Source organism: Nonomuraea sp. NPDC049655 (assembly GCF_044465465.1).
GTDB lineage: Bacteria > Actinomycetota > Actinomycetes > Streptosporangiales > Streptosporangiaceae > Nonomuraea.
Genome location: NZ_JBITLS010000009.1, coordinates 242,427 through 256,956 on the forward strand (window position 1 = coordinate 242,427; position 14,530 = coordinate 256,956).

Below are 14,530 nucleotides of genomic sequence, written 5' to 3' on the forward strand. Positions count from 1 at the left end.
TCAGCCGGTCGCGCGCGGGCCGAGCAGCACCGGCAGGGCGCGCACGCCGTTGTCCAGCAGCGAGGTGAGCCGGGGCAGGTCGTCCAGCGGCCCGGCGGCCCGCATCTCGGGGAACGTCGCGAACAGGGCCGGCAACGCCACCTCGGCCTGCAACCGGGCCAGCGGCGCGCCCAGGCAGAAGTGCGGCCCGTGCCCGAACGCCAGATGCGGCACGGCCGGCCTGGTCACGTCGAAGTCGGCGGCGTTCGCGCCGAACCGCTCGGGGTCGCGCCCGGCGGCGGAGAAGCAGGCCAGCACCGCCTCGCCCGCCCGCAGCCGGACGCCCTCGATCTCCACGTCCTCCATGGCGTAGCGCATCGGGAAGTAGGCGTTGGGCGACTCCCAGCGCAGCGCCTCCTCCACCGCCGCGCTCCACGGCACGGCCCCCGAACGCAGCAGTTCGAGCTGCTCCGGACGGCCCAGCAGGGCGCGCACGGCGTGCGCGATCAGGTTGATCGTCGTGACGTGGCCGGCGATCAGCAGCACCTGCACGGTGTCGCGCAGCTCGGCGTCGTCCAGCCGGCCCTGGGCGTGCAGCGCGATCAGCTCGCTCGTCAGGTCCTCGCCGGGCGTGCCGCGCCGCACCTCGATGATCTCGCCGACCAGCTCGAACAGCGCCCTGCGACCCTCCGGGCTGTCCGGCGGGCTCTGGTCGAGCTGCACCACCTCGTCGGTGAGCGCGCGCAGGCGCTCGCGGTGGGAGTCGGGCACGCCCAGCATCTCGACGATGACGCGCAACGGCAGCGGGTAGGCGTACTCGGCGCGCAGGTCCACCGGCTCGCCCGGCGGCCTGGCCGCCAGGTCCTCCAGCAGGTCGCCGACGATGGAGGTGATCCACGGCTCCATCCGCTGCACCTGACGCGCGCTGAACAGCTTGACCAGCGGGCCGCGCAGCCGCCGGTGCTCCTCGCCGTCGGCGTTGAGCATGGACGCGTCGGTGACGAGCCGCATCAGCGACGTGCCCTGGGGGGCCGCGGCGCGGGCCTTCGGGTCCCAGTACCGGATGTCGCGCGTCATCGCCGGGTGCGACAGCACCGCCTCCAGCGTCGCGTGGCTGGTGGCGGCCCAGGCCAGCACCCCCTCCACCCGTACCGGGACGAGCGGGCCGGCCCGGCGCAGCCGCTCGTCGCTGTCGTGCAGGTCGAGGGTGGCCGGGTCGAGGACGAACTCGGGTTCCATGGTCATCCTGTCTGTCTGGTGCGGTCGGGCGGTCATCGGCTCGACGTCGCCCCGCTGTAGCGGCGGGGGAGGACCATGACCGGGTTGTCGTCGAGGATCACGTCCGGCGGCCCGAAGCGTTCGGCCACCCGGCGGATCTCGGGGTCGTCGAGCAGCAGCAGCCGGCCGTCGAGGACGAGCGGCTCGTCGTCGGCGTACAGGGTGGGCCGGTCGACCTGGCAGTCGCAGTGGGCGAAGCCGGGCGCGGTGGTGACGGCCACGCCGTCGGTGAGCGCGTCGAGCCCGCAGTAGAACGCCCCGGCGTGCTTCTCCCGCTCGAACTGGCTGCCGCCGGCCACCCGCACCTTCGGGTTCAGCCCGATCAGGGCGTGCCGCAGGTAGAAGCCGCCGGGGGAGAAGCGGCGCAGCCGGTCGGCGGCCGTCCCGCCCTCGATCTTCTGCACGACGTTGCCGGCCAGGTGGACGCTCAGCGGCTCCTCGGGCACGCCGGTCACCGTGCAGTCCTCGACGACGAGCACGCCCTCGGTGTCGGCGGGCCAGAAGTTGACGCCGCCGTACGGGAAGGGCCGCCACTGGCCGGGGCCCGGCGGCTCGGCGTCCGGCATGAGGGTCAGCCCGGACAGCGTCAGGTCCGTGCCGGCCGTGGAGGTGACCCGGATCCTGGTGGTCGCGGCCAGCTTCTCCAGCGTGCGGTGCGCCAGGGCGTAGAAGACCTCGTTGGGCAGGCGGGCGCCGGTGAGCAGCGCGCCCGCCGTGGCGCTCATGTGCAGGGACGCGAACCGCACCGGCAGCGCCGCGATCTCGTCGAAGAACAGCGGCGCGGTGTGCACCTCGCCCCACCAGGTGCAGGCGATGACGACGTCGGACGCCCCGACCGCCGCCCGCTCGACGTGGTGCCCGGCCCCGCTGTCCCAGCCGCCCGGGCTGAACGGCGCCACCGACAGGATGTGCACGTCGGCGTCCCGGTAGGCCGCCGCGGCCGCGATGGCCTGGACGACCACCGGGTCGACGGTGTGCTCGGCCAGCACCAGCACCCGCTCGCCCGGCGCCACCCGCAGGTAGTGCACCAGGTTGCGGGCGCCGGGCATGAGCTCGACGATCGAGTACGGCGCGGCCGTCGGCTCGGCCGCGTAGCCGACGGGCGCCGTGGCGTACGGATTCGTGGTCATCGTTGTCTCCCCCGGTGCCGGTCGTACCCGCTGCCGTGCCAACCCGCGGCAACGCCACGCCTCGATCACGGAAAGGATGCGGCGTCGGCGCGGGCGGCACGAGTCCGGGTGCGGTGTCAGCGCGAGCGTCGCCGCGACCCGGCCGACAGCTCGATCGGGTCGAAGCCGAACGCGTCCGCCGGGTCGTGGCCCAGGTACAGGTCACGGACCAGCTCCCCGGCCGCCGGGGCGTTGCACAGCCCGTGGCCGGAGAACCCGGTGGCGTACAGGAACGCCGGCGATCCGGGCAGCCGGCCGATGAAGGCCGACCGGTCGGGGCTGGCGTCCCTGGGGCCGCGCACCGCCGTCTCCAGCCCGGACAGGTCCAGGTCCGGGTACGTGGTGGCGAGCTGGGCCCTGGCCTTGACGAACCAGGCGTCCCGGTCGGTGCCGGGGTTGCCCATGCCGATCAGGATGCGGTCGCCGCGCCGGCGGATCAGCAGCCCGCTGGCGGCGTGCAGGGTGACCGGCATGTCCGGCACGTCGGGCAGCGGGCCGGTGGTGAGCAGTTCCTGCACCGCCGGCCCGGTCAGCGGCAGGTCCACGCCCGCCGCCGAGGCGATCCAGCCCGACCAGGCGCCGGCCGCGCACACGATCGCCTGCGCGGTGAGCGTGCCGTCCGCGGTCTCGACCCGTCCGGTGGCCGGATCGACGGCGGTGACCGGGCAGCCGGTGCGCAGCGAGGCCCCCGCCCGCGCCGCGCCCTCCGCGTACGCCTCCACGATGGCGGCCGTGTCGCTCACGAACGCCTGCGGCGACCACGCGGCCGCCAGCAGCGACGGCTCCTCGACCAGCGGGTTGAGCCGCCGGGCCGCCTCCGCGCCGATCAGCGACACGTCCACGCCCGCGGCCCGCTGCGCCGGCAGCTCGGCCTCGAACCTGTTCACCTGCTCCCGTTCGGTGAACAGCACGAGGTAGCCCACCTGCCGCATCGGCAGCTCGGCGCCGGGCCAGCGCGGGAACGACTGGTAGGCCGACAGGCTGCGCACCGCCATGGCGGAGCTGACCGGGTCGCCGGAGAAGTAGGCGCGCAGCACGTCCGCGGTGGCCCGCGAGGCGCCGGAGGCCAGGTCGTCGCGTTCCAGGACGACGGTCTCGACCCCTGCCTCGGCCAGGTGGGCCGCGATCGACAGGCCGATCACGCCGCCGCCGATGACCACCACCTCGGCCCGGTCGGCCTGGCTCATGCCGGGGCCACCGTCCCGCCCTGGAAGGGAGCCAGCATCGAGCCGGAGATCGGGGCCACCGAGCCGTCCGCGCGCAGGTGCTCGTCGACCTGCCACGGGAAGAGCTGGAGGTTCCAGGCGCCCAGGCAGTTGACGTACAGGGCCATGTGGCTCATGAGCGCGACGAAGTCCTCGCGGTCCTGGAGCTGGTCGGCGACCTCCAGCGCGCGCTCGGTGAACTGGTGCAGCTTGTTCAGCCCGCAGTAGCCGAGGAACTCGGCCGGGGTGGCGGCCATGATGCGCGCCATCTGCTGCAGGAACTCCAGCGGGAGCTGCTGCTGCTGGGCGGCCCTGACCAGGCCGGAGTAGCAGCAGTAGCCGAGCGGGCGGGTCTCGCCGTTGACGAACAGCATCGTGGTCAGCGTGGTGCCGAAGCTGCCCGCGCCCGAGGCGATGCGGCCTTCGTGCAGGTCGACCAGCTCCTGGGGCGGGTCGAGCCAGATGCGCTCGATCTCGTCGTGCAGCTCGGCGAGGAGCTGCTCGGCCTCGGTGTGCCGGGCCGTCGGACGGCGCAGCTGGTGGCCGCCGCCGTCGCCGGCCCTGCGCACCTCGACGATCACGGGCTCGCCGCCGGAGTACACCGACTGCCACACCGCCTTCCCGGCCTCGGCGAGCGCGTCGAGGTCCTCCTCGCGGACGGTGCCGATGGGCGTGGCGGGCATGGGCTCGCTCAGCGGGCCGTACTTGATGCCGAGGTGCTGGAGACGGGAGCAGAACACCGATCCGTCGGGCGCGATCCGCCGGTCGATCTTGTGGACGCCCGGGACGTGCAGCAACTCGGGCATCGGGGCCAGATGGTAGAGGTGGTGGCCCGCCACGAGGGCGTGGCCTTGCAGGCTGCGGTAGGGCAGGGTGCGCCACAACGCGTCGGCGAGGTCGCGGTTGCGTCCGTCAAGGTCTGCTGTGACCGATACGCCGATGGTGGGCCAGAGAATTTCGATCTGCCGCTCAGTGGCCGATTTGTTCATAACGCGGACAGTAACACAGCCGTTACGATCCGTAATTGAGGGGGTCGGGCGGCGGCCGGAAGGGGAATTGTCCGCAAAGAGGGCGCCTTGGGCGGTCGTCGCGCGCGCCGGCGGAGGAAGTTTGGCGCCCCAGTCGTTGCCGACTGGGGCGATGCCCACATTAGGGCGTTTTGTCTGTTTTGTATAGGTTCTTTTACGCGAACGTGCGGGCCGCGCCTGCACGCGACCCGCACGGAGATCGGCTCACCCGCGGTCAGCGGCCGATCAGAAGACGTTCACCCCGTAGGCGCTCAGCGCCTCGGTGACCGGCTGGAAGAACGTCGTCCCGCCGCTGGAGCAGTTGCCGCTGCCGCCGGAGGTCAGGCCGAGCGCGACGCCGCCGGAGAACAGCGCGCCGCCGCTGTCGCCGCCCTCGGCGCAGACGTTGGTCTTGATCATCTGGCGTACGGTGCCCTCGGCGTAGTTCACGGTGGCGTTGAGCGCCGTCACCGAGCCGCTGTGCACGTGCGTCGTGCTGCCGCTGCGCTGCACGGACTGGCCGACGTAGGCGTTGCCCGCGCTGGTGATGTCACGCGAGCCGCTGTAGAGGTCCACACCGCCCGGGTGGGCGATGCTGGTGTTGGTGTACTTGACGATGGCGTAGTCGTTGCCCGGGAAGCTGGATCCCGTCGTGTTGCCCAGGGTCGTGGTCTTCGCGGAGTTGGCGTACCACGTGGAGGCGATGTTGCCGCAGTGGCCGGCGGTCAGGAAGTAGTAGGTCGAACCGCTGACCACGTTGAAGCCCAGCGAGCAGCGGTACTGGCCGCCGTAGATCGCGTCGCCGCCCTGGATGAAGAGGCTGAACCTGCCGGGCTCGTTCTCGACGCGCACCGCGGGCGTGGCCGCCTCGGCGCTCTGGCCCTGCGCGGCGGCCGCCTGCGTGTTGGCCTGCTGGACCGCGATCTGGACCTTGGTACGCGCGCTGCTCGCGACGGTGCTGTCCACCCAGACGACGACCTGGTTGGAGGCCGGGTCGACGGCCCACGCGGTGCCGGGGACGGCGGCCGTGCGGTCGAGGAGGGACATGATGGCCTCAAGCGCGGGGCCGCTGCGGGACACGACACGCGGCACGGCGCCCGAGGCGGTGATGGCCTCGGCGTCGGCCGGATCGGTGGTGGTGACCACCATCTTGCCCTGTGCCTGGTCGAAGTAGGAGCCGGCGGTGCGGGCGCCGAGCTGCCCCTCCAGCCTGGCCGCGGCGGCGGCCGGGTCGGCGGCGGGCTGGGCCGGCGCGGGCGATGCCTGGGCGGGTACGCCCGTGACCGCGCCGGTGAGGAGTCCGGCGGTGGCGACGATCAGTGCGGCGCGCCGGATCCGTAAGCCATGGATGCTCACTGGAGCCTCCTGAGGGTGGGGTGACTTGCCCGCAAATATGAACAAAATCCCCAAGGAGGGCAAGGGGCTGTCATACTGATTTTTTGACCGGGAGTAATAGATCAAGGAAGGGGCGCGGCCACCTCAGGCGCGCTGCTGACCTGGCGTTATGTTCCGGCAAATGAGATCGCATCGGCCCGAGCAGGACTCATGAAAAGTTCGACCCGGCATTTTCGGCGATGTCAAGAAAGTTGTTTGTGCCGTACAGGAACGTCGCGGCGAAGACGTCCCGGCCCAGCACGGCGACGGCGGACGCGGTGATCCGCTCCACGTCGCCGCGTTCGGCGGCCGGCAGCGGGGCGCCCACGCCGCCGCGCAACCCGGCGGCCGCGCCGAGCAGCAGCGCGGCCCGTTCCGCCGCTCCGGCCAGCGCCGCCGCTCCGGCCAGACCCTCCAGGGAGAGCGCCAGGGTCCGGGGCTCTCCGGTCGAGCGGGCGATCTCCAGGCCGCGCCGGTGGCTCGCGGCGGCCGAATCGTGATCGCCGCGCAGCTCGGCCACGAACCCCAGCTCGGCATGGACCAGGTGCGCGCCCGCGGGTGAGGAGGGATAGACGTCGCGCAGGCGGGCCAGGAAGGACTCGGCGGCGTCGAGATCCCCGGACCGCCGGGCGCCGAGAGCCAGGCCCATCACCGCGTGCACCTCGCCGTAGAGGTGGCCCTGCCGCGCGGCCAGGTCTCGCGCGCGCTCGTGCAGGCCGCGGGCGCGGTCCCAGTCGCCGGCCAGCAGCGCCAGGCGGCCGAGCCCGGAGTGGCGGACCGACAGCTCGCCCGCCAGGCCCAGCTCCTCGGCGATGCGCAGCCCCTCCTCCTGGAGCCGGGCCGCCTCGGCGTGATCGCCCTTGATCTCGGCGACGGACGACAGCGGCGGCACGGTCTGCAGCTCGCCCCAGCGGTCGCCGAGCTCGCGGAACAGCTCCGCGCCGCGGCGGGCGTCCCGGTCGGCTCCGGCCAGGTCGTCGCGGAGCATCGCGTGCGTGGCGCGCAGGGCCAGCGTGGCGGCGGTGGTCCACCGGTCGCCGGACGCGGCGGCCACGTCGAGCGCGCCCGTGCCGAGGTCGCCGGCGCTGAACAGGGCGTAGGCGTACAGCCAGGCCAGATGTCCCGGCACGGCCGCGCCGTCCGGGGCGGGAACGTCGCAGGACGCCGGGCCGGGGCGCTCCCCGGTCAGCAGCCGGAACGCCGCGTGGGCCACCCGCGCGCCGGCCGACTCGGGGGCCGCCGCGGAGGCCGCCTCGGTGGACATGGCGCACACCCGCGCCAGGCTGCGGCGGCCCTCGTGCAGCCGGCCGCGCAGCAGCCACCACCACGACAGGGCGGCGGCCAGGCGCCCGGCCAGGACGGCGTCGCCGGTCCCGACCGCCTCCTCCAGCGCCGCGCGCAGGTTGGCGGCCTCGGCGTCGAGCCGGGCGAGCCACTCCCGCTGGCCGGGGCCGCGCAGCTCGGGCTCGGCGCGCTCGGCCAGGTCCGTGTAGTAGCGCAGGTGCCGGCCGCGCGCCTCGCCGAGGTCGTCGGCCTCGCCCAGACGTTCGGCGGCGTACGCGGCGACCGACTCCAGCAACCCGTACCGGGGGCCCGCGGGGCCGTCGGTCATCACGGCGAGCGAGCGGTCGACCAGCCTGGTCACCAGGTCGAGGACCTCCTCGGCGGCCACGCCGTCACCCGGGCACACCGCCTCGGCGGCCTCCAGCGTGCAGCCGTCGCGGTGGACGGCCAGGCGGCGCAGCACGACGCGTTCGGGCGTGCTGAGCAGCTCCCAGCTCCAGTCGATCACCGCGCGCAGCGTCCGCTGCCGCTCCGGCGCGCCGCGGCGTCCGCGGGTGAGCAGCGCGAACCTGTCCTCCAGCCGCACCGCCAGCTCCCGTACGCCGAGCCCGCGGACCCGGGTCGCGGCCAGTTCGAGCGCGAGCGGCAGGCCGTCGAGGCGGCGGCAGAGCTCGGCCACCAGCTCGCGGGTCTCGTCGTCGAGGGAGAAGCCGGGCGCGGACGCGGCGGCGCGCTCGACGAACAGCCGGACCGCGTCGGCCGGCCGCAGCGGCTCGACCAGGAACACCCGCTCACCGGCCAGGTCGAGCGGCTCGCGGCCGGTGGCCAGGATCCGCAGCCCGGGCGCGGCGGCCAGCAGCCCGGCGGCCAGGCCGGCGGCGGCCTCGACGACGTGCTCGCAGTTGTCCAGCACCAGCAGGATCTCGCGCTCCCGCAGGGCGGCGGCCAGCCGCGCCCCGGGCGTCCCGGCCGCCGGGCCCGCGCCGAACGCGGGGGCGTCGTCGCGGACGTCGAGGACGGCGGCGACGTGCTGCGCCAGATCGCCGGCATCGCCGCGCCACCCGGCCAGCTCCACCAGCCACACCCCGTCACCGAACCCCTGGGCCTGGGACCCGTGGGCGGCCCGGCGGGCGGCCTCCAGCGCCAGGCGCGTCTTGCCGACCCCGCCGGGACCGGTCAGCGTCACCAGCCGGACGTCCCCGAGCAGCCGGCCCACCTCGGCGACCGCCGCGTCCCGCCCGACGAGGTCGCCGAGCGGCGCGGGCAGGTTCGTCCGCGCCTCCCGGCCGGGCTCCGCGACGCCGCCCGCGACCGGGCGAACGGGTCCCCCGGCGCTCGCGGTGGGCAGGAGGGCGGGATCCTGGCGGAGGATGGCCTCGAACAGGGCGGTCAGGGCGGGGGACGGGTCGACGCCCAGCTCGTCGGCGAGCCGGTCGCGCAGGTCGCCGTAGGAGGCGATGGCCTCGCTCTGGCGCCCCGCCACGTACAGGGCGCGGACCTGGACGGCGCGCAGCCGCTCCCGCAGCGGATGACGGGCCACCAGCCCCGCCAGCTCGCCGGCCAGCAGCAGGTGGTCGCCCGCCGCCAGCCGCGCCTCCGCCTGCTCCTCCAGCACGGACAGGCGCTCCTCCGCCAGCCGCCGCGCCGCGATCCGCGCGAACTCCTCGTCGGCGACGTCCGCGAACGCGGGCCCGCGCCACAGCCGGAGCGCCTCGGTCAGCAGCGCGGCGCGCTCGCGCGGGTCGCCGGCCGGGCGGGCCAGGCTGACCAGGGACCGGAAGCGCGCCGCGTCCACCTCGTCGGACGCCTCCAGCCGCAGCCGGTACCCGGCCGCCTGGTACGGCACCCGGTCGCGCCCCAGAGCCGCGCGCAGCCGCGACACCTTGGCCTGCAACGCGTTGCCGGCCCGCCCCGGCGGCTCGTCGCCCCACAGGTCGTCGATGAGCCGGTCGGCCGACACCGGCCGCCCCTCGTGGACGAGCAGGTCGGCGAGCAGGGCCCGGACCTTGCTCTCGACGATCTTGACGGGCCGCCCCTCGTCGTCCCACACGGCGAGCGGGCCGAGCACTGCGAACCGCATGGGAGAACCGTACACACGCGCCGGAGGAGGACCGTCAGCAGATCGTCAGGATCCCCGCAGCGCCCGGGTGCAGAGTTCGGTCACGGATCACGGCGATCCGCCTCGCACAGATCGGAAGCACTGACATGTCCGGCACGTCACCCCTGTTCCAGCCCACGACGCTCGGCTCGCTGAGCCTGCCCAACCGCCTGGTGATGGCGCCGATGACGCGCAACCGCGCCGCCGCCGACGGCACGCCCACCGACCTCATGGCCGAGTACTACGCCCAGCGGTCGGCCGCCGGGCTGATCATCGCCGAGGCCACCACGCCCAACGCCGTCGGCCAGACCTATCCGAACATCCCCGCCCTGCACCTGCCCAGGCACGTGGCCGGCTGGCGGCGGGTCACCGAGGCGGTCGCCGAGGCCGGCGGCCGGATGTTCGTGCAGCTACAGCATGGCGGCCGGATCGGCCACCCGGCCAACAGCGGCCTGCGGCCCGTCGCGCCGTCCCCGGTGGCCTTCCCCGAGCCGGTCGCCACCCCGGACGGGAACCGCCCGGCCGTCGTGCCGAGGACGATGAGCCTGGAGGAGATCGAGTCCACCGTGGCCGACTTCGCCGCCGCCGCCCGCCGGGCCGTGGACGCCGGCTTCGCCGGGGTGGAGGTGCACGGCGCCAACGGCTACCTCATCCACCAGTTCCTGGCCGACGGCACCAACCACCGCACCGACGCCTACGGCGGCTCGACGGCCCGGCGCATGCGCTTCGCCGTCGAGGTGGTGCGCGCGGTCGCCGCCGCCGTCGGGCCGGAACGGGTCGGGCTGCGGCTGTCGCCCGGGTTCCCCGGGCAGGGGATGAGCGAGAGCGACACCGACGTGCTCTACCCGGCGCTCGTCGAGGAGCTGTCCGGCCTCGGGCTGGCCTACCTGCACCTGGTGTGGGCCAAGCCGGACCAGCCGCTCTACCGGCGGCTGCGCGCCGCCTGGCCGGGCGCGCTGATCGCCAACCCGGCCCAGCCCTGGCCGGCTCCGCTGCCCGCCGACGGCGGCCGGCGCGAGGCGGAACGGCTGCTCGACGCGGGCGCCGACCTGGTGTCGCTCGGACGGGCCTTCCTGGCCAACCCCGACCTGCCCGAGAGGCTGGCCGCCGGGGCCCCGCTCAACCCCGTCCGCATCGAGCACTGGTACGGCGGCGGCCACACCGGCTACACCGACTACCCGACCCTGCGCCAGCCTGTGCCGGCCTGAGACCACCTGCTCCCACCGGCGGGGGGGGGGGGGGGGGGGGGGGGGGGGGGGGGGGGGGGGGGGGGGGGGGGGGGGGGGGGGGGCGGGGGCGCGGGGCGCCGGGGGGGGGCGCGCGCCCCCCCCCCCCCCCCCCCCCCCCCCCCCCCCCCCGCCCCCCCGGGGGGGGGCCCCCCCCCCCCCCCCCCGCGGGGGGGGGGCGCCCCCCCCCCCCCCCCCCCCCCCCCCCCCGCCTTTTCGCGTCTCCGACCTGCGGTGACATCCCCGATCTCGCTCCTCACGCGGCTCTCCCGACGGCTCTCGCCGGGTCCGGACGGCGGTCTTGACAGACGGTCTCTTTGCCTTCAAATTAGGCAAGGCTTACCTAACTAAAGCATTCGGGAGGACGTGCCGCAATGGACGGGATCGACGGCGGGATCGCCTTGGTGACCGGCGCGGCCCGCGGCATCGGGGCGGCCGTCTGCGCCGCCCTGGCCGGGGCCGGGGCCGTGGTCGCCGCGGCCGACCTGCGACCGGTGACCGGCGGCGACGGGCGGCCGTACCGCATGGACGTGCGCGACCCGCACGACGTCGAGCGCGTCGTCGCGGCGGTCGAGCGGGACCTCGGCCCGATCGCGATCCTCGTCAACACCGCCGGCGTGCTGCTGCCCGGCGAGGTGGACGGCACCGGCGACGACCACTGGAGGCAGAGCTTCGCCGTCAACGCCGACGGCGTCTTCCACGTCTCCCGCGCCGTCGCCCGCCGCATGACGCCGCGGCGGCGGGGCGTGATCGTCACCGTCGGCTCCAACGCGGCCGGCGTGCCGCGCGTCGGCATGGCCGCCTACGCCGCCTCCAAGGCGGCGGCCCGGATGTTCACCCGCTGCCTCGGCCTGGAGGTCGCCAGGCACGGCATCAGGTGCAACGTCGTCTCACCCGGCTCGACCGACACCGCCATGCTGCGCGCCCTGTGGGACGGCGCCGACCCCGGCGAGGCGCTGTCGGCCACCCTGCACGGCGACCCGGCCGCCTTCCGCGTCGGCATCCCGCTCGGCCGGGTGGCCGACCCGGCCGACGTGGCCGACGCGGTGCTGTTCCTCTGCTCGGCACGCGCCAGGCACATCACCATGCACGACCTCCTCGTGGACGGCGGCGCCACCCTCCACGCCTGACCCGCCCCGGCCCTCCTGCGCCACCCCGACCCCGCCCACCGAACCTGCCCCCTTCGAGCCTGCCCTGAGCCCCCGAGCCCGCGGCCTGCGCGCCCGGACCGCCCGGCAGCGGGCCGAACCAGATGGACCGACCGAGATTGGACCGATCGAGATTGGACCTCCCTTGCATCTGCTGACAACCGCGGCGGATCCGCTCGCGGGCTACGACCGCGCGGAGTCGGTGCTGTTCGCCTCCGCCCGCGGCACGCTGCTCACCCGCGGGGTGCGCGGCGTCGCCGCCGGCGACCTGGCCACGCTGGCCGGCAGGGTGGACGGCCCGGCAGCCGGGGCCATCGGCTTCGACGGCACGGCCCACCTGATCCTGCCCGAGTCCGAGACCTGGTCGCCGCCGCTGCCGCCGGGCGCCGCCCCCCTGGTCAGCGGCGGCTGGTGGAGCAGGCGGGTGCCCGAGCCGGCCGCGTACGCCGCCGCGGTGCGCAGGGCCCTGGCCGAGCTGGAGCGCGGCGGCCTGGCCAAGGTGGTGCTCGCCAGGACCGTGGAGCTGCGCTCGGACGAGCCGATCGACCTGCCGGGGCTGCTGCGCCCGCTGCTCGGGCACGGCTACTCCTTCGCCGCGCCGCTGCCCGGCGGCCGCACGCTCACCGGCGCCAGCCCCGAGCTGCTGGTCTCCCGCCACGGGCGCGCGGTGGTCAGCAATCCGCTGGCCGGCTCGGCGGCCCGCTGCGCCGACCCCGCCGAGGACCGGCGCAGGGCCGCCGCGCTGGCCGCCTCCGCCAAGGACCTGCGCGAGCACCGGCTGGTCGTGGAGGCCGTCGCCGACGCGCTCGCGCCGTACTGCGCGGGCCTCCAGGTTCCCGTCACACCCGAGCTGACCTCCACCGTGACCATGTGGCACCTGTCCACCCGCGTCACCGGCACGCTGCGCGACCCCGACACGCGCGTGCTCGCGCTGGCCGCCGCCCTGCATCCGACGCCCGCCGTCTGCGGCACGCCCGAGTCCGGGGCGCGGCGGATGATCGAGGAGCTGGAGCCGTTCGACCGCGGCTTCTACGCCGGGCTGGTCGGATGGACCGACGCCGCGGGCGACGGCGAGTGGGCCGTGGCGATCCGCTGCGCCGAGGTGGCCGAGCACACCCTGCGCCTGTACGCCGGCGCCGGCATCGTCACCGGCTCCGACCCCGAGGCCGAGCTGGCCGAGACCGCCGCCAAGTTCCGCACCATGCTGCGCGCCCTGGGGGTCTCCGATGCGCTGGCCTGAGGAGGAGGCAGCGCGGTACCGGGCGGCCGGCTACTGGCGCGGCGAGACGTTCGGCGGCCTGCTGCGCGACCTGGCCGCCGCGTACGGCCCCCGCCCCGCCCTGATCTCGCCCACCGCCCGCTGGACCTTCCGCGACCTGGACGAGCGCGCCGACCGCCTGGCCGCCGGGCTGCGCGCGAGCGGCATCGGCCGCGGCGACCGCGTCGTGGTCCAGCTCCCCAACGTGCCCGAGTTCCACCAGGTGTGCTTCGCGCTGTTCCGGATCGGCGCCTGGCCGGTGTTCGCGCTGCCCGCCCACCGCTCGGCCGAGATCTCCTACTTCTGCTCCTTCACCGAGGCCGCCGCCTACATCTGCCCCGACGACGGGCACCGGGCCTACGCCCCCGGCACGCCCGCGCACGTCCTCGGCGAGCTCCCCGAGGCCGACCCGGACGAGGACAGCCCGGACGGGGAAGACCCCGGCGGCCCGCACCGCCCCGCGCCCGGCGACGTCGCCTTCCTGCAGCTGTCCGGCGGCAGCACCGGCCTGCCCAAGCTCATCCCGCGCACCCACGACGACTACATCTACAGCTTCCGCGCCAGCGCCGAGATCTGCGCGCTGCGGCCGGACAGCGTCTACCTGTGCGCGCTGCCCGCCGCGCACAACTTCCCGATGAGCTCGCCCGGCGTGTTCGGGGCGCTGAGCGCCGGGGCCGCGTCCGTGCTGGCCCCCGACCCCAGCCCCGGCACCTGCTTCCCGCTCGTCGAGCGCGAGCGCGTCACGATCGCGGCGCTCGTCCCGCCGCTCGCCCTGGTCTGGCTGGACGCCGCCGCCACCACCGGCCACGACCTGTCCAGCCTGGAGGTGCTCCAGGTCGGCGGCGCCAAGTTCGCCCGGGAGGCGGCCAAGCGGGTGCGGCCCGAGCTCGGCTGCACGCTCCAGCAGGTGTTCGGCATGGCCGAGGGCCTGGTCAACTACACCCGGCTGGACGACGACGAGGAGACCATCGTCGCCACCCAGGGACGTCCCATCTCGCCCGACGACGAGATCCGCGTCCTGGACGACGACGGCCGCGACAGCGACCACGGCCACCTGCTGACCCGCGGCCCGTACACCATCCGCGGCTACTGGCGGGCCGAGGAGCACAACAGGACCGCCTTCACCGACGACGGCTTCTACCGCACCGGCGACATCGTCCGTCGCACCCCCACCGGCCACCTGGTCGTCGAGGGACGCGCCAAGGACCAGATCAACCGGGGCGGCGAGAAGATCGCGGGCGAGGAGGTCGAGAACCACCTGCTGGCCCACCCGGCGGTCCACGACGCCAGCGTGGTCGCCGTGCCCGACCCCTACCTGGGGGAGCGGGCCTGCGCCTACGTCATCTGCCGCGGCGACCCGCCCAGCGGGGCCGAGCTGCGCGCGTTCCTGCGCGGGCGCGGCATCGCCGTCTTCAAGATCCCTGACCGGTTCGAGTTCGTCGACGCCTTCCCGCAGACCGCGGTCGGCAAGGTCAGCAAGCGCCACCTCCGCGAAAGGACATGA

General features: G+C 75.2%; 10 protein-coding genes. 4 read left to right on the plus strand and 6 right to left on the minus strand.

Annotation, left to right across the window (positions count from 1 at the left end):
* From ACIBQ6_RS28720 to ACIBQ6_RS28745, 6 genes are all read right to left on the minus strand, one after another.
* On the minus strand, positions 1-1,218 hold the full coding sequence (locus tag ACIBQ6_RS28720; protein ID WP_358295624.1) for a cytochrome P450: 1,218 nt from the start codon (positions 1,216-1,218) through the stop codon (positions 1-3).
* Between the two features lie 32 nt (positions 1,219-1,250).
* The gene (locus tag ACIBQ6_RS28725) at positions 1,251-2,387 is read right to left on the minus strand and encodes a hypothetical protein (RefSeq protein ID WP_358295627.1); all 1,137 of its coding nucleotides are present in this window, start codon (positions 2,385-2,387) and stop codon (positions 1,251-1,253) included.
* A gap of 116 nt (positions 2,388-2,503) precedes the next feature.
* Positions 2,504-3,613, minus strand: a complete 1,110-nt coding sequence (locus ACIBQ6_RS28730; RefSeq protein ID WP_397215685.1) for an NAD(P)/FAD-dependent oxidoreductase — start codon at positions 3,611-3,613, stop codon at positions 2,504-2,506.
* On the minus strand, positions 3,610-4,620 hold the full coding sequence (locus ACIBQ6_RS28735) for a hypothetical protein (protein WP_397215687.1): 1,011 nt from the start codon (positions 4,618-4,620) through the stop codon (positions 3,610-3,612). The genes ACIBQ6_RS28730 and ACIBQ6_RS28735 overlap by 4 nt, the downstream gene beginning before the upstream one ends.
* A gap of 264 nt (positions 4,621-4,884) precedes the next feature.
* The gene (locus ACIBQ6_RS28740) at positions 4,885-5,994 is read right to left on the minus strand and encodes a S1 family peptidase (RefSeq protein WP_358295636.1); all 1,110 of its coding nucleotides are present in this window, start codon (positions 5,992-5,994) and stop codon (positions 4,885-4,887) included.
* Between the two features lie 187 nt (positions 5,995-6,181).
* On the minus strand, positions 6,182-9,376 hold the full coding sequence (locus tag ACIBQ6_RS28745) for a BTAD domain-containing putative transcriptional regulator (protein ID WP_397215689.1): 3,195 nt from the start codon (positions 9,374-9,376) through the stop codon (positions 6,182-6,184).
* 125 nt (positions 9,377-9,501) lie between these two features.
* Here ACIBQ6_RS28745 and ACIBQ6_RS28750 point away from each other — a divergent pair, with 125 nt between their 5' ends.
* The 4 genes from ACIBQ6_RS28750 to ACIBQ6_RS28765 all read left to right on the plus strand — a co-directional run bounded on the left by ACIBQ6_RS28750 (position 9,502) and on the right by ACIBQ6_RS28765 (position 14,530).
* Positions 9,502-10,602, plus strand: coding sequence for an alkene reductase (locus ACIBQ6_RS28750; RefSeq protein ID WP_397215691.1), 1,101 nt, complete (start codon positions 9,502-9,504; stop codon positions 10,600-10,602).
* Between the two features lie 392 nt (positions 10,603-10,994).
* On the plus strand, positions 10,995-11,750 hold the full coding sequence (locus ACIBQ6_RS28755; RefSeq protein WP_397215693.1) for a 2,3-dihydro-2,3-dihydroxybenzoate dehydrogenase: 756 nt from the start codon (positions 10,995-10,997) through the stop codon (positions 11,748-11,750).
* A gap of 163 nt (positions 11,751-11,913) precedes the next feature.
* Positions 11,914-13,008 carry an isochorismate synthase gene (locus ACIBQ6_RS28760; protein ID WP_397215695.1) on the plus strand — a complete coding sequence of 365 codons (1,095 nt, stop codon included), beginning with the start codon at positions 11,914-11,916 and terminating at the stop codon, positions 13,006-13,008.
* Entirely contained in the window at positions 12,995-14,530 is a 1,536-nt protein-coding gene (locus ACIBQ6_RS28765; RefSeq protein ID WP_397215697.1) for a (2,3-dihydroxybenzoyl)adenylate synthase, read from the plus strand. Before ACIBQ6_RS28760 ends, ACIBQ6_RS28765 begins: the two co-directional genes overlap by 14 nt.

What these genes read in the sequence shown, in the direction of transcription:
- ACIBQ6_RS28720 (WP_358295624.1), bottom strand. Translation starts at nt 1,218, where the DNA reads ATGGAACCCGAGTTCGTCCTCGACCCGGCCACCCTCGACCTGCACGAC.
- ACIBQ6_RS28725 (WP_358295627.1), bottom strand. Translation starts at nt 2,387, where the DNA reads ATGACCACGAATCCGTACGCCACGGCGCCCGTCGGCTACGCGGCCGAG.
- ACIBQ6_RS28730 (WP_397215685.1), bottom strand. Translation starts at nt 3,613, where the DNA reads ATGAGCCAGGCCGACCGGGCCGAGGTGGTGGTCATCGGCGGCGGCGTG.
- ACIBQ6_RS28735 (WP_397215687.1), bottom strand. Translation starts at nt 4,620, where the DNA reads ATGAACAAATCGGCCACTGAGCGGCAGATCGAAATTCTCTGGCCCACC.
- ACIBQ6_RS28745 (WP_397215689.1), bottom strand. Translation starts at nt 9,376, where the DNA reads ATGCGGTTCGCAGTGCTCGGCCCGCTCGCCGTGTGGGACGACGAGGGG.
- ACIBQ6_RS28750 (WP_397215691.1), top strand. Translation starts at nt 9,502, where the DNA reads ATGTCCGGCACGTCACCCCTGTTCCAGCCCACGACGCTCGGCTCGCTG.
- ACIBQ6_RS28755 (WP_397215693.1), top strand. Translation starts at nt 10,995, where the DNA reads ATGGACGGGATCGACGGCGGGATCGCCTTGGTGACCGGCGCGGCCCGC.
- ACIBQ6_RS28765 (WP_397215697.1), top strand. Translation starts at nt 12,995, where the DNA reads ATGCGCTGGCCTGAGGAGGAGGCAGCGCGGTACCGGGCGGCCGGCTAC.